Genomic DNA, 18,058 nt, shown 5'->3' with positions numbered 1-18,058 from the left:
CACTAGCGCTTTGCGGGACACGCCCGGGGGACCATGCATGCACGTCACGCGCTACACGAAGACCGCGATGCTGCTGCATTGGGTGATGGCCGTAGGGATCGTCGCCAACGTCGCGCTCGCGTGGCTCTGGCCAACTTTCGCCGACGAGAATGTCCGCCCGGCGATCGATACGCACAAGTCGATCGGCATGACGTTGCTGGGCCTTGCGATCCTTCGGCTGCTATGGCGTTTCGCGCACACGCCGCCGGGCTATCCTGCCAGTTACAAGGGATGGGAACGGACCGCATCGCACCTCGTCCATTGGGGACTGTACCTGATCCTGTTCGCGATGCCGCTGACCGGATGGATCATGGATTCCGCATACAAGAACGCCGCCGAGACGCCGATGTACTGGTTCGGCACGTTCGAGTTCCCACGCATCGGTTTCATCATGACGATGGAGCCGGGACTGCGCGACCGCGTCCACGACACGTTCGGCGCGGCGCACAGCCTGCTGCAATGGCTGCTATACGCGCTGCTCCTGCTGCATATCGCCGGTGCCCTGAAGCATCAGATGGACGGGGAGAAGGAATTGCAGCGGATGATGCCGGGCCGGTAGGCTCAGCCCGAATTGCGCAGCGCGGTTGCGATCGCGTTGATCGACAGCAGAATGCCCTCGCCGATCCGTTCATCGGCATCGCCCGCGCGACGCCGCTTGATCAATTCGATCTGTAACAGGTTCAACGGCTCGATATAGGGCAAGCGCAGCCGGATCGAGGCGTCGAGCGCCGGATGCTTTTCCAGCAATCGCGTCTGCCCGGTCGCATCGAGCAGTCCGTCATGCGCCTGATCCCACCCCGCCCTGATCCGCCCGAAGGTCGTATCGCGCAGCGTGTCGTCCTCGACCAGAGCGGCATAGCGTGCGGCGATGCTCATGTCGGACTTGGCGATCACCTGTTCCATATTGGCAAGCGATGCGGCGAAAAACGGCCAGCATTCCGCCATCTCGCGCAGCAACCCCTTGTCCTCGAATCCCGCCAGCGCCTGACCGACGCCGTACCAGCCGGGCAGCATCGTGCGCGCCTGGGCCCAACTGAACACCCAGGGAATCGCGCGCAGATCCTCGATCCGGTCCGATTTCGTCCGGCTGGCAGGCCGGCTTCCTATCTTCAGGCCGGAGATCTCGGCGATGGGTGTCATCTGGCGGAAGAAGATGCGGAATCCCGGCGCCTCATCACCATAGACGAGATCGCGATAGGCGCGGAACGCGGCGCCCGACAATTCGTCCATCGCGGCGCCGAACCGCTTCGTGTCCGCCGCCGACAATTGATCCGGTTCCAGGCTGGCGAGCAAGGTCGCGGACGCCATCGCCTCCAGGTTGACCATCGCACTTTCGCGCGTGCCGTATTTGCCCGCAATCACCTCGCCCTGTTCGGTGATGCGGATGCGGCCCTGCACCGTGCCGAACGGCTGCGCGCGGATCGCGGCGAAACTCGATCCGCCGCCACGCCCCACCGCGCCACCGCGGCCGTGGAACAATTGCATCCCGATCCCGGCGCGTTCGAACACCGGTTTCAATGCAGTCGATGCGACCGACAGGCTCCAGGTTGAAGTGAGATATCCGCCATCCTTGTTGCTGTCGGAATAGCCGATCATCACTTCCTGATGCCCGCGCTTCCCCGCGATCGCGGCGGTTTCCGGCAAGGCCAGCCACTCGGTCATGATGCCAGGCGCGGCCTCCAGATCGCCGATCGTCTCGAACAGGGGCACCGCCATGATCGCGGCGGACGGCGTCTCGCCCGCGCGGTACAGCCCGACCTCCTTCAGCAGCAGGTTGATCTCCAGCAGGTCGGACACCGACTGCGCCATCGATACGATATAGTTGGTGATGCACCCCGCACCGTACCGGGCATGCGCCTCCGCCGCGGCGCGGACGATGTCGAGTTCCCCGGCCGTCTCCTCGGAATAGTCGGCGAAGCTGCTGGTCAGCGGGCGGGCGTTGGACAGTTCGGCCCGCAACAGCGCGACGCGCGACGCTTCGTCGAGAGCGAGATAGTCCGGCTCGACCCCTGCTACCTTCAGCAATTCGGCGACAACGCGTTCGTGCACCGCGCTGTTCTGCCGCAGGTCGAGCGTGGCCAGATGGAAGCCGAACGTCTCGACCGCGCGGATCAGCCGCCCCAGCGCACCGCCGGTCGCCAGCGGCCCCTTGTCCTCCGCCGCCAAGCCGTGCGCGATGGCGACCAGATCGGCGCGGAAGCTTTGCGGATCGGGATAGGCCTGTCCGGTCAGCAGGCCGGGGCGCGGCGCCGGCTTGCCGGTCAGCTTGATATGCGTTGCGACCAGCCGGGCGTAGATGCCCGACAGCGCACGGCGATACGGCTCGTCGCTGCGGCTGGCGGCGGTATCGCCGCTCGCCTCGGCCAGCCGTTCGACCCCCGCATCGGCGGGCGCGAGATCGGTCGAGATGGAGAGTTCGGCCCCCAGTGCATGCACCGCGTCAAGATAATGGCCCAGCACCGCCTCGCTCGCCTTGCCGAGCGCCGCGCGCAGGGACTCCGCGGTAACGAACGGATTGCCGTCGCGATCGCCGCCGATCCAGCTGCCCGGCCGCAGGAAGCTCGGCGTGCGCGATCCCAGCGCACGGTCCCACCTCTGATACAAGGCCGGGAGGGCCGGGAGAAACACGTCGCGCAGGTAACTAAGCGCGATCTCAACCTCGTCAGTGACGTACAGCCGCTCGCGACGCAGCACGCGCGTTTGCCACAGCAGGGCGATCTGGCGCAGGATCGCTTCCTCGACCTTGTCGCCCTCCGGCGTTTCGTCGATCCCGCCATCCTTCATCGCCATCAATGCGGCGATGCGGTTGCGATGATCGATCATCGACTTGCGGCGCACCTCGGTGGGGTGCGCGGTGAGCACCGGCGCGATCAGCGCGTGATCCAGCAGTTTCATTACCGCGTCGTGGCCGATCCCCTCCGCTTCCAGCCGCTTCAGCGCGGCATCGACGGTAGCGCCCTCCTCGGCTGTAATGCCCTGACGATCCTCGGCCAGATTGGCGAGCATAGAGAACAGCATGAAACCGCGAACGAAATCGAGAGTCTCGTCGATATCCAGCCGGTCGAGCCCCAGATCGGTCTCACCGGTGGTGCCGTTGGCGCGGTACCGATCGACCGACGCCGCGCGGATGTATTCGGTCCGCTCGAACAATGTGTCGCCGCCATACGCACGGATTACGTCACCGAGCAATTTGCCCAGGAAACGGATGTCGGGATTGTTTGCGATCGTGGGGAGGTCGGCCATGCGGTCATGCTGCGCTGCGGTATCCTCGTCGTCAACCGTCAGCGACGCATTTGGAACGCTTTCAATAACTTCACTTGGTCGATGTCGTTGCGCGATTGCGGGTGCCCCAGCCGGCAGCATCGCGTTCCGCGCTGCTCAGCACGCGGTCCTTGTCCTTATCGGCTGCATCGAAGCGCGTGAGTTGCGCCGCTTCATATTCGCCGAGCGCGACGTGACCGTCACCGTTCGCGTCCATCGCCATGATCCGCGCGACGCGGTTTGCGCGGAGTTCGCCCTGCTCGATCGTGCCGTTGCGATCGGCATCCATCGCATGGAACCGCAAGCCCAGCGTACTGGCGAAATCCGCGCGATTCTGGTTCGTCGGCGGACGGAAATCCACCGCGTCGCCCTTCGCCTCCTGATCCGAACAGGCGGCCAGCATCACCGCGGGCAAAGCCAGCAGGGGCAGGACGAGAATGCGCATGACAAGACCTTTCCTGAAGACGGAAAACCGAACGGCGAGCCCGGATGTTCGTTCCGGATGCAGTTCGATCCGTCGATTGGGCGAAACTGCCCTCGTTCCGTATAGAGCGTCGGCAACGGCCCGATCGCCATGTCATGCCCAAGGCGTTGGTAACCACGTCCGTTAGCAGTGCGGGGGTGCCGGGCCACTAAGACTCAGAGGCATGACGATGCTTTCCCTGCGCCTGTCCCGCGCCCTGTCGAAGGGTCGGGCGGCGCGTGCCGAGCCGCAGAGTCGCGCGAATTTGCTTGCGACGTTGTTGCGCAAGCGCGCGGCGGCTCATGCGGCCGGGGCGGAGGAACTGGAGGCGTTGCTGCGTGACCAGATCCGCTGGTCTTTGCCGATGCTGCGCGACGGAGATGCCGAACCGCCACCGTCAGCCGAGTAACGGTTCGCCGCGATACGGCTTGTGATGCACCCGGCGCGCGATCCAGCCGCCGGCGAGCGGCGCGACGACGGTAGCGGCCTGCATCCAGAGGGGGTGCGGAATGGCAATCAGATTGGCGATGCCGCCCGCGATCAGGAACAGCACGACGATCCAGCCGGACCACGGCCAATCGCAGACGCGGAGCGCGAGCCATGCACCGCAGAACGCACCCGCGAACCACGCCGACACGACGATTGCTTTGGCTGTCGTGGATATGCTGTCCATCGCCGCGGAAAGATCCGCGCGGTTCGCCGTCTCGATCGTGTCAGGGAATGGGTAGAGCCACTGTGCAACCAGTTCGATCGCCCAGATGACGAGCATCGCCGCGATAGTGCCCAACATGACGCCCAGCGCCCGGCGCATCCAGCGTACCTTAGTAAGATGGGGTTCGCGCATCAGACCGATGCCGCATCGTCTGTTGCGGATCTGTAGAGCGGTCGGACAGGTGCTTCGACAAGACCAGCTGGAACGTGTGAGGGTAAGGTCATCTGATCTTCAAGCCCCGGACGCATCGTGCGCCCCGGTGGTAGGATAGCAGTCCTTTCCACAGCGACCAACGGGCAGTCCCGGATCGCAGGCGGCCCGTCGCTACGACCGACGATCAGGCGCCGCGCTTGGAGGTCTTTGCCTGTGCGGTATACTGGCCACTGGTGCGGCAATTGGCGGCGACGACCGGGTAATCGACATCGGTGTTGCGCATCAACGCTGCGGGCATTGCCGCGCGGCATTGCGCCATCGTGGCATATCGGGCGGTTTCGACGCGTGCCTCGGCGCAGGCCGCATTGCCATCCGAACAGCCCATGATCGCCATGACGAAGAACAACGGTTCCATATTTCGTCTCCCGCTTACGGGTATCAAAATCGACGAAGCGCCTTTCTTGTTCCATCAACCGCTTTCATGGGGGATTGACCGACCCTACATATCGCCTGTGCCCCCGATGACCGACCCTGCCAGCGCCGAGCGCCCGTTGCTGCCGACGCTGCGCCGCTTCCTGCCCTATCTTTGGCCGAAGGATGCGCCGTCGCTGCGATTGCGGATCGTCGGCGCTATGTCGCTGGTCGTGCTGTCGAAGCTGGTGCAGGTCTACGGCGCCCCCTTCGCCTTGCAGGGCGCGGTGGACGGGATGGTCAAAGGCGACCGGTCGGCGACGACGCTAATCCTGGCGCTGGTGATCGGATATGGCGCGGCGCGGTTCGGATCGGTGCTGTTCGACAATCTGCGCAATGCGGTATTCGAGCGCGTCGGGCAGGATGCGACGCGCCGGCTGGCGGCGAACGTGTTCCGCCATCTGCATCAATTGTCGCTGCGTTTCCATCTGGAGCGACGCACGGGTGCGGTGACCAAGGTGGTCGAGCGTGGCACGAAGAGCATCGATACGATGCTGTATTTCCTGCTGTTCAACATCGCGCCGACGATCCTGGAATTGGCGCTGGTGGTCGGCATCTTCGCGACGAAGTTCGGCGGGTGGCTGGTGACGGGCACATTGGTGATGGTGGTCGTCTATATCGCCTTCACGCGGTGGGTGACGGACTGGCGCGCGGCGTTGCGCACGCGGATGAACGACCTGGATACGGGCGCGGTCGCGCATGCGGTGGATTCGCTGCTCAATTTCGAGACGGTAAAATATTTCGGTGCGGAGGAGCGCGAGGCCAAGCGCTACGACGCCGCGATGGCGGCCTATGCCGGGGCGGCAGTGAAGAGCGAGAATTCGCTCGCCTGGCTGAACGTCGGGCAGGCGTTGATCACCAACGTGATGATGGCGTTCGGCATGGCGCTGATCGTGCTGGGGTGGAGCCGGGGCGAGTTCACCGCGGGCAACGTGGTTCTGGTGTCGACGCTGCTGGCGCAGTTGTTCCGGCCGCTGGATCTGCTGGGGATGGTGTATCGCACGATCCGGCAGGGCGTGATCGACATGGGCAGCATGTTCGACCTGATCGATACGCCGAGCGAAGTGACCGACGCGCCGGCCGCGCCCGCATTGGTGGTGGGCAAGGGTCATGTGCGGTTCGAGAACGTTCGCTTCGGATATGATGCGGATCGCACGATCCTGAAGGGCATCGACCTCGACATCCCCGCCGGCCACACGCTGGCAGTGGTTGGGCCGTCGGGGGCGGGGAAGAGTACGCTCGCGCGGTTGATGTACCGCTTCTACGACCTGACCGGCGGGCGCATCATGATCGACGGGCAGGACATCGCGCAGGTGACGCAGGCATCGTTGCGCGCGGCGATCGGCATCGTCCCGCAGGATACCGTGCTGTTCAACGACACGATCGGGTACAATATCGCTTACGGGCGAGAGGGTGCGACGCGGGCCGAGATCGAGGGTGCGGCGCGCGGGGCGGCGATATCCACGTTCATCGAAGGACAGAGCGACGGGTATGATACGCGCGTCGGCGAACGCGGGCTGAAGCTGTCGGGCGGCGAGAAACAGCGGGTCGCGATCGCGCGGACGCTGCTGAAGAATCCGCCGATCCTGATCCTGGACGAGGCGACGTCCGCTTTGGACAGCCGTACCGAGGGCGAGATCCAGTCGACGCTTGAGGATATCGAACGCGGGCGCACGACGATCGTCATCGCGCACCGGCTGTCGACGATCGTGCATGCGGACGAGATCGTCGTGCTGGAGGCGGGCGAAGTCGTCGAGCGCGGCACGCACGCGCAGTTGCTGCGCCGGAACGGCCTGTATGCCGAGATGTGGAACCGGCAGGCGCAGGAACGGGCGGACGAGGACGGGGTGCTGGCGGCGGAGTGATATCCGCGGTCTTCACCATATAAATACGGCGCTGATTTCACTTGCCGTTCAGCCGGTGCCGTTGAAAAGCGGCGACATATCTTTTGATCGAGGACCGTACTGCATGATCGTCCGCCTGCTTGCCACCACCGCTATCGTCATCGCCCTTCCGGCCACCGCGCAGACTGCGAACCCGTTCGCGAAGCCGAGCAATCTGCCCTATCAGGCCCCCGATTTCCGTGTGATCAAGGATGCCGATTATGTCCCGGCGTTCGAACAGGGGATGAAGGAGCATCTCGCCGAGATTCAGGCGATCGCCAATAATCCTGCCGCGCCGACGTTCGACAATACGATCGCGGCGATGGAAAAATCGGGACGGATGCTGGACCGGACGAGCCAGGTGTTCGGGGCGCTGGCGCAGGCCAACACCAACGACACGCTGCAGGCCGTCGAGACGAAGATGACGCCCAAGCTGAGCGAGCATTTCGATGCCATCTCACTCAATCCGAAGCTGTTCGCGCGGGTCAAGGCGTTACAGGACAAGCGCGCCACGCTGAAGCTGACGCCGGAACAGGCGCAGTTGCTGACCGTGACGTATCAGGGCTTCATCCGCGCCGGTGCGCAATTGTCCGCGGCCGACCAGACGAAGCTGCGCGCGCTGAACACCGAAATCTCGACGTTGCAGACCGCATTCCAGCAGAAATTGCTCGCGGGCACGAAGGCGGGCGCGCTCGTGGTCGATGATGCGAAGAAGCTGGACGGTCTGGGCGCGGACGGGATCGCCGCGGCGGCAAAGGCGGCGGAAGATCGCGGCCTGAAGGGCAAATACGTGCTTCCGCTGCAGAATACGACGCAGCAGCCTGCGCTCGCATCGCTGACCGACCGGGCGACGCGCGAGGCGTTGTTCAACAAGAGCTGGACGCGCACCGAACAGGGTGATGCGAACGACACGCGCGCGACGATCGCGCAACTGGCGCAATTGCGAGCGCAGAAGGCGAAGCTGCTCGGCTTCCCCAGCTATGCCGACTATTCGCTGCAGGACCAGATGGCGAAGACCCCGGCTGCGGCGTTGGGCTTTCTCAAGCAGTTCGGCCCGGCCTTGTCCGCGAAGCAGCGCGCCGAGGCAGCCGAATTGCAGGCGCAGATCAAGGCGACAGGCGGATTGTTCGAACTGAAGCCATGGGACTGGGACTTCTATTCCGAGCAGGTGCGCAAGGCGAAGTACGATCTGGATGGCGATGCGCTGAAGCCGTATTTCGAGATCAACAAGGTGCTGACCGACGGCGTCTTCTACGCCGCGAACCAGCTGTACGGCATCACTTTCAAGGAGCGGAAGGACCTGCCCGTCTATCATCCGGACGTGCGCGTGTTCGAAGTGTCGGAAGCGAACGGCACGACGATCGGGCTGCTGTATTTCGATTACTGGAAGCGCGACAACAAATCCGGCGGCGCATGGATGTCGAACTTCGTCGGCCAGTCCAAGCTGCTTGGAACGAAGCCGGTCATCTATAACGTCGCGAACTTCACCAAGCCTGCTGCGGGCAGCCCGGCGCTGATCAGCTTCGACGACGTGACGACGATGTTCCACGAATTCGGGCACGCGTTGCACGGCCTGTTCGCGGATCAGGTCTATCCGTCGCTGTCGGGGACCAATACGGCGCGCGATTTCGTGGAATTCCCGTCGCAGTTCAACGAACATTGGGCGCTCGATCCCAAGGTGCTGTCGCATTATGCAGTGAACTACAAGACGGGCGCGCCGATGCCGCGGGATCTGGTCGACAAGATCAAGCGGTCGCAGACGTTCAACCAGGGGTACAGCACGGGCGAGGCGCAGGAAGCGGCGCAGCTCGACATGGCGTGGCATGCACTGCCCGCCGACGCGCCGAAGCAGGATGTCGATGCGTTCGAGGCGAAGACGCTGGCGAGCATGGGGCTGGAAACGGCCTATGTCCCCCCGCGCTACCGAACGAGCTATTTCTCGCACATCTGGGGCGGTGGCTATGCGGCGGGTTATTACGCCTATGCCTGGACGCAGATGCTGGATCACGACGCCTATGCGTGGTTCGTCGCCAATGGCGGACTGACCCGCGCCAACGGCCAGCGGTTCCGCGACCTGATCCTGTCGCGCGGGCATACGCTGGATTACGGCCCGATGTTCAAGGCGTTCTACGGCAAGGACCCAGATGTCGGCCCGATGCTCGACTATCTCGGGCTGAACGCGGTGCCGACCGCCAAGTAAAGCGAGAGGGCCCCTCCTCCACCGGGAGGAGGGGCCGGATCAGGCGAGCAGATCCTGCGTTTCGGGATGCCGCTGGATATAGGCGGCGACGAAGCTGCATTGCGGCACCACCTTCATCCCGCGGCTGCGCGCCTCGCCCAGCGCGTAGGCGATCAGGCGGCTGGCGACGCCGTGCCCCTCCAGCGCTGGGGGCACGATCGTGTGCGTGAAGGTGATCGTGTCGTCCGAGACGCGATAGGCAGCGAAAGCGGTTTCGCCATCCTGTTCGAGTTCGAAGCGATGTTCGGCCGGATTGTCGTGCGGTTCGGTCATGACGACTCCTTTAGCATGCAAATCGCCATTTCGGCAGTATCGGATACTGCGCCGGAATGGCCGTAACCCTGCTTGCCCGCGACCCTCGCCCGGCTCACCCGCCCAAGCCTCAACGGACGAGGGGATGAGCGATGCAGTTCGGTATTCAGCCGATCAACGGGAATTGGGACGACGGCTACGTGTTGTCCAAGCATACGATTTCGAGCACCTATCTTGGCGACGACGAGAATGGCCACCCAAAATTCGATACCCTTCGGTCGAAGCCCGGCGAGGCGCTGTACCAACTGAAATATCGTAACGACTGGAAGCAGGTCGCGCCGATCGCGGCGGAACTCGCGACCCATATCTGGCCGTTGTTCGATCGGATCGACCTGATCGTTCCGATGCCCGCCTCGACCCCGCGCGACAGGCAGCCGGTCAGCGAATTGGCATGGGCGCTCGCCAAGATCGTCGGCGCCAAGGTTTCGGATACGTTGCTCACCAAGGCGCCGACTGCGCAATTGAAAAACCTGAATTCGAAGGACGAGAAGGCGGCGATACTTGCGGGCCAGTTCACGGTGACGGACGCGATACCCGGCGATGCAAAGCACGACGTCCTGCTGCTGGACGATCTGTTCCACACCGGCGCATCGATGGAAGCCGCTTGCGCCGCGTTGCGGACCTATCCAAAGATCGGCCGCATCTACGCTGCTGCCGTAACCTGGAGATAGATCATGGAGACCGTCTTCATCGCGGGATCGATCGCCATCAGTCGATTGAATCCGCTGATTGAGATGCGCATCCGCAATGTCGTCGAGAAGGGGTGGAACGTCGTCGTCGGTGATGCCGACGGCGCCGACAGTTCGATTCAGGCCTGCCTGCACTCCGCCGGCGCGACACTCGTCACGGTGTATTGCAGCGGAGACCGGCCGCGCAACAATCTCGGCGACTGGGAAACGCACAACGTCTTCCCGAGCGCCGCGCCGGGTACGCGTGCCTTCTTCACGGCGAAGGACATCGAGATGGCGATGGCGGCGGATTACGGACTGATGATCTGGGATACGAAGAGCACCGGCACGTTGAGCAACGTACTCGAGTTGCTTAGCCAGAAGAAGAAATCGGTGGTGTTCATCAACAAGAACAAGAAATTCGTCACCGTTTCGGATGTGGTCGGGCTTGAAACCCTGATCGGGCACATGTCCGACCACGCGCGTCAAAAGGCGGAGGACAAGATCCGGCTCAAGGCGAAAATCGCAGCGCTTTCGAACGAGCAATTCTCGCTTTCAATCTGATCGATGCCGGCGGGATCGCTCGACACGGGGGTAGCCTAGACGTTAGGCGACACCGATGCCCGTCGACCCGCTGCCCGTATTGCAATCCACCTTCGGCTTCCCCGGGTTTCGCGGGGTGCAGGCGGACGTCGTCCACCGCGTGCTGGCGGGGGAGAATACGCTGGCGGTGATGCCGACCGGAGCGGGCAAGTCGCTATGTTATCAACTACCCTCGGTCGCGCTGGAGGGGACGTGCGTGGTCGTGTCGCCGCTGATCGCGCTGATGCACGACCAGTTGCGCGCGGCGTCGGCGATCGGGATCCGGGCGGCAACGCTGACGTCGGTCGATATCGACCAGATGGAGACGATCAAGCGGTTCCGGCGCGGCGAGCTGGACCTGTTGTACGTCGCGCCGGAGCGGGCGTCGGGCGGGGCGTTCCGCGACCTGTTGTCACAGGCGAAGCTGGCGCTGTTCGCGATCGACGAGGCGCATTGCGTGTCGGAATGGGGGCACGATTTCCGCCCCGACTACCGGTTGCTGCGGCCGTTGCTCGACCATTTTCCGGACGTGCCGCGGCTCGCGCTGACAGCGACGGCGGACGAGCATACGCGCGCCGACATCTTGGACCAACTGGGAATTCCGCGCGAGGGGATGATCGTCGCCGGGTTCGACCGGCCGAACATCCAGTACCGGATCAGCCCGAAGGACAATACGACCCGCCAGATCACCGACCTGATCGCGGAGACGCCGGGCGCGGGGATCGTCTATGTCCAGAGCCGCGCGGGCACCGAAAAGATGGCGGAAGCGCTGGCGAAGACCGGTCGGCCGACGCGCGCCTATCATGCCGGGCTCGATCCGCATGTCCGCGCGCGCAACCAGGCCGATTTCGTCGCGAGCGAGGACATGGTGATCTGCGCCACGGTGGCGTTCGGGATGGGGATCGACAAGCCGGACGTCCGCTTCGTCGCGCATGCCGGCCTGCCCAAATCGATCGAGGCCTATTATCAGGAGACGGGTCGCGCGGGGCGCGACGGCGATCCGGCGGTGGCGCATATGTTCTGGGGCGCGGAGGATTTCGCCAAGGCGCGGCAGCGGATCGGCGAGGTCGAACCCGCGCGACAGGCGGGCGAGCGGACGCGGCTGACCGCTCTGGGGGCGCTGGTCGAGACGCCGGGGTGCCGAAGGCGTATCCTGCTGAAGCATTTCGGCGACGATGCGCCCGAAAATTGCGGGAATTGCGACAATTGCCTGAACCCGCCCGCCGCGATCGACGCGACGGAGGTGGCGAGGAAATTCCTCTCCGCGGTGTTTCGCACGGGGCAGAGCTTTGGCATCGGTTATATCGAGCAGGTGCTGACCGGCGTGTCGAGCGAGCGCAGCCTGATGAACGGGCACGAGGCGCTGGGCGTGTTCGGCATCGCGCCGTCGGCGGAGGAGCAGGCGCTGATCAAGCCGGTGGCGCGCGCATTGCTGCTGCGCGATGCGCTGCGAGCGAACGATTTCGGCGGGCTGGAATTCGGTCCCGGCGCTCGGGCCATCCTGAAAGAGAATGAGACGGTGTCGCTGATCGTCCCGCCCAAGCGCGAGCGGCGGACGCGTGGGCGGGGCAGTTCGGCGGGCACGGCGGCGAACCCAACCGGCGATCCCTTGTTCGAGGCGCTGCGTGCACGGCGGCGGACGCTGGCGGCGGAGGCGAGCGTGCCGCCATACGTGATCTTCCACGATTCTGTGCTGCGCGACATGGCGACGATCCGGCCGTCGACGTTGCGCGCGCTAGGCGAGATCAGCGGGATCGGGGCGCGCAAGCTGGAGGCTTATGGCGAGGCGTTTCTGGAGGTGATCCGGGAAGGGTGAGGTTTTGGGGTCGGGGGTTTGTACCCGGCCCTTCGACAAGCTCAGGGCGAACGGCTTTGGGGGCGGGGCTTTCCTTCCTGTGATCCGCATTCTCGCTCCCTCCGTTCGGTTCGAGCGAAGTCGAGAAACATGGTCCGGCGTGTGGGCCGCTTTCTCGACTTCGCTCGAAACGAATGGGGGGCGGCGCGTGGCCCATCGGTGCTTTCCCATCCCGCATGGGGGCGGTATGATCCGGCGCATGGCCAATATCCTCCACATCGACGACACGATCTCGGTCGCACCGCAAATCACCCCCAAAGATGTCGCTGAGATCGCGGCGGCGGGCTTTACCGCGATCGTCAACAACCGGCCCGACGACGAGGAATCCGGCCAGCCGGATGGTGACGCGGTGCGCGCGGCGGCGGAGGCGGCGGGGCTGTCTTATGCCGCGATTCCGGTGACGCATGCCGGTTTCTCGCACCCGCAACTGGACGCGATGGTCGATGTGCTGGAGGCGGCGGACGGGCCGGTGCTGGCCTATTGCCGGTCGGGGACGCGCAGTTGCAACCTGTGGGCATTGGCGCGGGCGAAGATGGGCGACCATCCCGATACGTTGATGGCGAAGGCGGCGGCGGCGGGATACGATCTGACCGGGATCCGCGCGATGCTCGACGCGCTCGCCTCGGGCCGGTAATCGGGCGCGCGGTGGACTGGACGCAGATCGGCGGGTCGCTGCTCGCGATCCTCGCGCTGGCCGGGGTCGCGCGGATGCTGCGGCTGGGCGATGCGCGGATCGGGGATGCGGACCGGGCACGCGAGATGGCCGAGGACATGCTCGCCGGGTTCGAGGCACGCGCGGCGATCGTCGGCATGGACGGCAATGCTGCCCTGGTGCTGGGCAACGGCACGATCGCGGTGTTGAAGCGGCACGGCGCCAAAGTCGCGGCACGGCGGCTGCTGCCACCGCTGCAACTGTTCACCGCCGTCGAGGGCGTCGAGGTCGCGACCGGGGAACGCCTGTTCGGGCGGGTCCTGCTGTTCGGCGTATTGGAAGCCGATGTGCGGGCACTGGAAGCGTCGCTGACAAGGGTGTAAGCAATCGGGGCCATGATGTCCCAGAAGCTGCCAGACGTCGTCCAATATGCCGTGCCGGGTTTCGTCCTGCTCGTGCTGGTAGAGATGATCGTCGCGCGCGTGCGAGACCGCTCGCGTTACGAGCCGAAGGATACACTGACGTCGCTGTCGCTGGGGCTGGGCAGTACGATCGCGGGCGGGCTGACCGCGGGGATCGCCTTCGCGATGGCGATGTGGGTGTGGCAGTTCCGCATCTTCGACATCGGATATGCCTGGTACTGGTTCGTCATCGCCTTCGTGATCGACGATTTCGCCTATTATGTGTTCCACCGCATGGCGCACCGGGTCCGCTGGTTCTGGGCGAGCCATGTCATCCACCATTCGAGCCAGCATTATAACCTGTCGACCGCGCTGCGGCAGACATGGACCGGGTTCATCAGCCTGGGATTCCTGTTCCGGCTGCCGCTGGCGCTGATCGGGTTCCCGCCGCCGATGCTGGTGTTCGTCGCCGGGATCAACCTGGTCTATCAATTTTGGATCCATACCGAGGCGGTCGGCAAATGTCCGCACTGGTTCGAGGCGGTGATGAACACGCCGTCGCACCACCGCGTCCACCATGCGACCAACGCGCGGTATCTGGACACCAATTATGCCGGCGTCTTCATCATCTGGGACAGGATGTTCGGCACCTTCACGCCCGAACGCGACGACGATCGGCCGCGCTACGGCATCGTGCACAATCTGGGCAGCTTCAACCTGTTCTGGGCCGCGTTCCACGAATGGATCGGCATCGCCAAGGATGTGTGGGCAGCGCCCGGCATTCGTGCCAAGCTGAACTATATGATCAAACCGCCGGGGTGGAGCCATGACGGCAGCCGCGACACGTCGGAAATCATCAAGGAAAAATGGGCCGCAAGACAGCGGGCCCTGAGGGGGGATGCGCAATGGAAGAAGCCGATATCGTCGTCGTCGGCGGAGGGTCTGGCGGGAGCGCCGCCGCCGGCCGGCTGAGCGAGAACGGACGCTATTCGGTCGTCCTGCTGGAAGCGGGCGGCACCAATACGGGGTATCGCACGCGCGTCCCCGGCTTCATCCCGTTCCAGACCGACAAGACCAACTGGCGGTTCGATACCGTGCCACAGGCCGAGCTGAACGGGCGAACCGGTTTCCAGCCGCGCGGGCGTGGGCTGGGCGGATCGAGCGCGATCAACGCGATGCTGTATCTGCGCGGGAATGCATGGGATTACGATAATTGGGCGGCTTTGGGCTGCACCGGATGGTCGTATGACGACGTGCTGCCCGTGTTCAAGCGCGCCGAATGCAATGCCCGCGGGGGTGACGATTATCACGGCGATTCCGGCCCGCTGCGCGTCGGGGACCAGACGTCGCCTCATACGGGATCGCTGGAATTCGTCGAGGCGGCGCGCAACCTGCAGATCCCGATCCGTGACGATTTCAACGGCGCGCGTCAGGACGGGGCGGGTATGTTCCAGGTGACTCAGCACAATGGCGAGCGGTGGAGCGCGGGGCGTGCCTATCTGAGCACGAAACGCGCCAATCTGGACATCAGGACGGATGTGATCGCCGAACGCGTGCTGTTCGAGGACGGGCGCGCGAGCGGCGTGGCGTATCGGCAGGGTGGGCAGGAGCGGACCGTCAAGGCGCGGCGTGCGGTGGTGATGGCCGGCGGCGTGTTCGGCACGCCGCAACTGTTGATGCTGTCGGGGATCGGGCCGGGCGCGCATCTGGCGGAGCTCGGTATCGACGTGCGTGTCGATCGGCCGGCGGTGGGATCCGATCTGCAGGATCATCTCGATTATGTCGGCGCGTTCGAGACGGACGGGCACTTCTTCCTCGGCCAGTCGCTGAAGGGGACGCTGCATATGGCGGGTGCGGTGATCGAGTGGTTCCGCAAGCGCACCGGCACGATGACGACGCCGTTCGCCGAGGCGGGCGCGTTCCTGACGGTCGGCGCCGATGCGCCAGCGCCCGATATCCAGCTGCATTTCGTGCCAGTGGTGCTGGAGGATCACGGGCGGACCAAGGTGAAGGCGCACGGCTTCAGCGTACACGTCTGCGTTTTGCGCCCGGAAAGCCGGGGGACGGTACGGCTGCGATCCGCCGACGCGCATGACGCGCCTTTGATCGATCCCGCCTTCCTCACCGATCCGCGCGACATGACACTGCTGAAGCAGGGAATCCGGGCGATGTACCGCATCGTCCAGACGCCGCCGCTGAGTTCGCACCGGCCCCGCGACCGGTATCCGTTCGCGATCGACGATGACGCTGCGCTGGATGCGCTGATCCGGGCACGGTCGGACACCATCTATCACCCGGTGGGGACCGCGCGAATGGGGGCGGACGAGGATGCAGTGTGCGATCCCCGGCTGCGCGTGCGTGGCGTCGAGGGGCTGTACGTGGCGGATGCGTCGATCATGCCGCGGCTCGTTTCGGGAAACACGAATGCGCCGTCGATCATGATCGGGGAAAGGTGTGCGGACTTCGTCGCGGCGGATCTGGGGTAGATCGGGGGCCGGGTTGAGCGCGCGTAGTTTGTCGGCGCTCGACGCGGCCTGTGCGGGATAGGGTGGTGAAGGCCGGGTCCCGTAAAAACAACGGTGCGTTCAGGGTGGATCGGCTATCGGTCGGCGCGTGGATAAGAACGATACGCTCAAAAAGGCCGGACTCGCGGCGGTGATCCTGCTCGCGCCGGGAGGATACATTCTCGGTGCCACGCTGGCGGCGCGATATTGGCAGCGGCGGCGGGCGGAAGGGCCGGTCGAAGATACGGTCGCCGACGATCCGGGACAGCCGCCAGCCTGATCCTGCCGGGCGGACCGCACGCCTTTTTGCGCGAAAAAGGGCCGGTGCGTTGCCGCACCGGCCTAAGGTTGTCCGCAGGAGGAACATCGTGGGGGCGCCGACTCTGCTGGCCAGCGCCCCGATAAGGTCAATAATTATAGGCGCGTTCGCCGTGTTCGTTGATGTCGAGGCCTTCCTGCTCGACCTCGACGGAGGGACGCAGCCCGATCGTGTGCTTCAGGATCAGGAACAGGATCGCCGAGACGCCACCCGAGAGCAGCAGCGTCAGCCCGACGGCCTTCGCCTGGGTCAGGATCTGCGCGCCCATGTCGTACGTGCCGGGAACCGCCGGCAGGACGGTGAAGTCCATCCAGCCCTGTCCGCCATAAGCGGGGTTGGCGACGATCGCGGTGCCGAGCGCACCGATGATGCCGCCGACGCAGTGGATGCCGAACACGTCCAGCGTATCGTCATACTTGAACTTCTTCTTCACGGTGGTGACGAAGAAGAAGCAGACGATCGAAGCGACGGCGCCAAGCAGGATCGAGGTCATCGGGTTGGCGAAACCGGCGGCCGGGGTGATCGCGACCAGACCGGCGACGACACCCGAGGCTGCGCCCAGCAGCGACGGCTTCTTGTGGACGACCTGTTCGATCACCGCCCACATCACGCCGGCGGCGGCAGTGGCCGTCATCGTGTTGATGAAGGCGAGCGCGGCGAACTTGTTGGCTTCGAGGTTGGAACCGGCGTTGAAACCGAACCAGCCGACCCATAGCAGGGACGCGCCGATCATCGTCATTGTCAGCGAATGCGGCGGCATGGGATCCGTCTGATACCCAACGCGCTTGCCGATCACGATGCAGCCGACCAGCCCGGCGATGCCCGCATTGATGTGCACGACGGTCCCGCCGGCGAAGTCGAGCGCGCCCAAGCCCCAGAGATAGCCGTGATCGTCGGGCAGGCCGGCGGTGAAATCCGGGCCCGGCCAGTACCAGACCATGTGCGCCATCGGGAAGTAGACGAGCGTCAGCCAGGCGACGACGAAGATGATCAGCGGCGTGAACTTCACGCGTTCGGCGAAGGCCCCGACGATCAGCGCGGGGGTGATCATCGCGAAGGTCATCTGGAAGACGACGAACACGGTTTCAGGCAAATAGACGCCGTTCGAGAAGGTCGCCGCGAAGGTGTTCGCATCGACGCCCTTCAGCATCACCTTGGAAAAACCGCCGACAAAGGCATTGAGGCTGCCGCCATTGGTGAAGGCCATCGAATAGCCCCACGCGCACCAGACCAGCCCGGCGACGCAGACGATCGTCAGCACCTGCATCAGGATCGACAGCATGTTCTTCGTGCGGACCAGACCGCCGTAGAACAAGGCGAGGCCCGGCACCGACATCATCAGCACGAAGGCCGCCGACAGCAGCATCCACGCGACGTCACCCTTGCTGACCATCGCATCGGTCGGCACCACCGCCGCGATCGCAGGCGCGGCATCGGCCGCAGCGGCGACGGTGTTGGCAAAGGCGGGAATGGCGGCGACCATCGTCGCCCCCGCGCCCAATATTCCAGCCAGTCTCAGTTTGGAATCCATCGTTACCCCCACA

18 protein-coding genes are annotated in these 18,058 nt (G+C 64.7%); 12 read left to right on the top strand and 6 right to left on the bottom strand.

Features of this window, described 5'->3' with window-relative positions; all coding sequences use genetic code 11:
* Positions 1-37: 37 nt before the first annotated feature.
* Positions 38-598, top strand: a complete 561-nt coding sequence (locus tag H5J25_RS18160; protein ID WP_202093502.1) for a cytochrome b — start codon at positions 38-40, stop codon at positions 596-598.
* A 2-nt stretch (positions 599-600) separates the two neighbouring features.
* Here the strand turns inward: H5J25_RS18160 and ppc are convergent, their stop codons facing one another.
* Together ppc and H5J25_RS18150 are read right to left on the bottom strand one after the other, a co-directional pair.
* On the bottom strand, positions 601-3,282 hold the full coding sequence (gene ppc, locus H5J25_RS18155) for a phosphoenolpyruvate carboxylase (protein ID WP_202093501.1): 2,682 nt from the start codon (positions 3,280-3,282) through the stop codon (positions 601-603).
* Positions 3,283-3,352: 70 nt separating this feature from the next.
* Positions 3,353-3,745: an EF-hand domain-containing protein gene (locus H5J25_RS18150; protein WP_202093500.1), complete on the bottom strand. Its 393-nt coding sequence runs from the start codon at positions 3,743-3,745 to the stop codon at positions 3,353-3,355.
* A gap of 202 nt (positions 3,746-3,947) precedes the next feature.
* On the opposite strand from H5J25_RS18150, the gene H5J25_RS18145 reads away from it, so the two are divergent.
* Positions 3,948-4,172, top strand: a complete 225-nt coding sequence (locus H5J25_RS18145; protein ID WP_202093499.1) for a hypothetical protein — start codon at positions 3,948-3,950, stop codon at positions 4,170-4,172.
* Here the strand turns inward: H5J25_RS18145 and H5J25_RS18140 are convergent.
* Positions 4,161-4,607, bottom strand: a complete 447-nt coding sequence (locus tag H5J25_RS18140; protein WP_202093498.1) for a hypothetical protein — start codon at positions 4,605-4,607, stop codon at positions 4,161-4,163. The two genes, H5J25_RS18145 and H5J25_RS18140, sit on opposite strands and share 12 nt — an antisense overlap.
* 205 nt (positions 4,608-4,812) lie before the next feature.
* Complete coding sequence (locus H5J25_RS18135; RefSeq protein WP_202093497.1) at positions 4,813-5,043, bottom strand: hypothetical protein; 231 nt, start codon at positions 5,041-5,043, stop codon at positions 4,813-4,815.
* A 106-nt stretch (positions 5,044-5,149) separates the two neighbouring features.
* Between H5J25_RS18135 and H5J25_RS18130 the strand changes: the two genes are divergently transcribed.
* Positions 5,150-6,964: an ABCB family ABC transporter ATP-binding protein/permease gene (locus H5J25_RS18130; RefSeq protein WP_202093496.1), complete on the top strand. Its 1,815-nt coding sequence runs from the start codon at positions 5,150-5,152 to the stop codon at positions 6,962-6,964.
* A gap of 103 nt (positions 6,965-7,067) precedes the next feature.
* Entirely contained in the window at positions 7,068-9,182 is a 2,115-nt protein-coding gene (locus H5J25_RS18125) for a M3 family metallopeptidase (protein WP_202093494.1), read from the top strand.
* Between the two features lie 39 nt (positions 9,183-9,221).
* On the opposite strand, the gene H5J25_RS18120 is transcribed toward H5J25_RS18125, so the two are convergent.
* A complete protein-coding gene (locus H5J25_RS18120) occupies positions 9,222-9,494 on the bottom strand; it encodes a GNAT family N-acetyltransferase (protein ID WP_202093492.1) in 273 nt (90 codons plus the stop codon).
* A 131-nt stretch (positions 9,495-9,625) separates the two neighbouring features.
* On the opposite strand from H5J25_RS18120, the gene H5J25_RS18115 reads away from it, so the two are divergent.
* The 8 genes from H5J25_RS18115 (at position 9,626) to H5J25_RS18080 (ending at position 16,475) form a co-directional block, all read left to right on the top strand.
* Positions 9,626-10,204, top strand: a complete 579-nt coding sequence (locus H5J25_RS18115; protein ID WP_202093490.1) for a ComF family protein — start codon at positions 9,626-9,628, stop codon at positions 10,202-10,204.
* 3 nt (positions 10,205-10,207) lie between these two features.
* Positions 10,208-10,765 carry a hypothetical protein gene (locus tag H5J25_RS18110; protein WP_202093488.1) on the top strand — a complete coding sequence of 186 codons (558 nt, stop codon included), beginning with the start codon at positions 10,208-10,210 and terminating at the stop codon, positions 10,763-10,765.
* A 55-nt stretch (positions 10,766-10,820) separates the two neighbouring features.
* Positions 10,821-12,599 carry a DNA helicase RecQ gene (recQ, locus tag H5J25_RS18105; RefSeq protein ID WP_202093486.1) on the top strand — a complete coding sequence of 593 codons (1,779 nt, stop codon included), beginning with the start codon at positions 10,821-10,823 and terminating at the stop codon, positions 12,597-12,599.
* Positions 12,600-12,837: 238 nt separating this feature from the next.
* Positions 12,838-13,272, top strand: a complete 435-nt coding sequence (locus H5J25_RS18100) for a TIGR01244 family sulfur transferase (protein ID WP_202093484.1) — start codon at positions 12,838-12,840, stop codon at positions 13,270-13,272.
* 11 nt (positions 13,273-13,283) lie between these two features.
* Positions 13,284-13,673 carry a hypothetical protein gene (locus tag H5J25_RS18095; protein WP_202093473.1) on the top strand — a complete coding sequence of 130 codons (390 nt, stop codon included), beginning with the start codon at positions 13,284-13,286 and terminating at the stop codon, positions 13,671-13,673.
* A 12-nt stretch (positions 13,674-13,685) separates the two neighbouring features.
* Positions 13,686-14,663, top strand: coding sequence for a sterol desaturase family protein (locus H5J25_RS18090; RefSeq protein ID WP_404829555.1), 978 nt, complete (start codon positions 13,686-13,688; stop codon positions 14,661-14,663).
* On the top strand, positions 14,597-16,177 hold the full coding sequence (locus H5J25_RS18085) for a GMC family oxidoreductase (protein WP_202093471.1): 1,581 nt from the start codon (positions 14,597-14,599) through the stop codon (positions 16,175-16,177). The genes H5J25_RS18090 and H5J25_RS18085 overlap by 67 nt, the downstream gene beginning before the upstream one ends.
* A 127-nt stretch (positions 16,178-16,304) precedes the next feature.
* Entirely contained in the window at positions 16,305-16,475 is a 171-nt protein-coding gene (locus tag H5J25_RS18080; protein ID WP_202093469.1) for a hypothetical protein, read from the top strand.
* Between the two features lie 127 nt (positions 16,476-16,602).
* On the opposite strand, the gene H5J25_RS18075 is transcribed toward H5J25_RS18080, so the two are convergent.
* Positions 16,603-18,045 (bottom strand): ammonium transporter, encoded by a 1,443-nt coding sequence (locus tag H5J25_RS18075; protein ID WP_202093467.1) that lies wholly within the window; start codon positions 18,043-18,045, stop codon positions 16,603-16,605.
* Positions 18,046-18,058: the final 13 nt, after the last annotated feature.

The sequence above is a fragment of the Sphingomonas aliaeris genome (genome assembly GCF_016743815.1).
Lineage (GTDB): Bacteria > Pseudomonadota > Alphaproteobacteria > Sphingomonadales > Sphingomonadaceae > Sphingomonas > Sphingomonas aliaeris.
The sequence above is the reverse complement of the archived record's forward strand: the minus strand, read 5'-3'. Positions and strand labels throughout refer to the sequence as shown.

Bases quoted from the DNA above. Each gene is read 5' to 3' on its own strand.
- H5J25_RS18160 (WP_202093502.1), top strand. From the start codon at position 38: ATGCACGTCACGCGCTACACGAAGACCGCGATGCTGCTGCATTGGGTG.
- ppc (WP_202093501.1), bottom strand. From the start codon at position 3,282: ATGGCCGACCTCCCCACGATCGCAAACAATCCCGACATCCGTTTCCTG.
- H5J25_RS18150 (WP_202093500.1), bottom strand. From the start codon at position 3,745: ATGCGCATTCTCGTCCTGCCCCTGCTGGCTTTGCCCGCGGTGATGCTG.
- H5J25_RS18145 (WP_202093499.1), top strand. From the start codon at position 3,948: ATGACGATGCTTTCCCTGCGCCTGTCCCGCGCCCTGTCGAAGGGTCGG.
- H5J25_RS18140 (WP_202093498.1), bottom strand. From the start codon at position 4,607: ATGCGCGAACCCCATCTTACTAAGGTACGCTGGATGCGCCGGGCGCTG.
- H5J25_RS18135 (WP_202093497.1), bottom strand. From the start codon at position 5,043: ATGGAACCGTTGTTCTTCGTCATGGCGATCATGGGCTGTTCGGATGGC.
- H5J25_RS18130 (WP_202093496.1), top strand. From the start codon at position 5,150: ATGACCGACCCTGCCAGCGCCGAGCGCCCGTTGCTGCCGACGCTGCGC.
- H5J25_RS18125 (WP_202093494.1), top strand. From the start codon at position 7,068: ATGATCGTCCGCCTGCTTGCCACCACCGCTATCGTCATCGCCCTTCCG.
- H5J25_RS18120 (WP_202093492.1), bottom strand. From the start codon at position 9,494: ATGACCGAACCGCACGACAATCCGGCCGAACATCGCTTCGAACTCGAA.
- H5J25_RS18115 (WP_202093490.1), top strand. From the start codon at position 9,626: ATGCAGTTCGGTATTCAGCCGATCAACGGGAATTGGGACGACGGCTAC.
- H5J25_RS18110 (WP_202093488.1), top strand. From the start codon at position 10,208: ATGGAGACCGTCTTCATCGCGGGATCGATCGCCATCAGTCGATTGAAT.
- recQ (WP_202093486.1), top strand. From the start codon at position 10,821: ATGCCCGTCGACCCGCTGCCCGTATTGCAATCCACCTTCGGCTTCCCC.
- H5J25_RS18100 (WP_202093484.1), top strand. From the start codon at position 12,838: ATGGCCAATATCCTCCACATCGACGACACGATCTCGGTCGCACCGCAA.
- H5J25_RS18090 (WP_404829555.1), top strand. From the start codon at position 13,686: ATGATGTCCCAGAAGCTGCCAGACGTCGTCCAATATGCCGTGCCGGGT.
- H5J25_RS18085 (WP_202093471.1), top strand. From the start codon at position 14,597: ATGGAAGAAGCCGATATCGTCGTCGTCGGCGGAGGGTCTGGCGGGAGC.
- H5J25_RS18075 (WP_202093467.1), bottom strand. From the start codon at position 18,045: ATGGATTCCAAACTGAGACTGGCTGGAATATTGGGCGCGGGGGCGACG.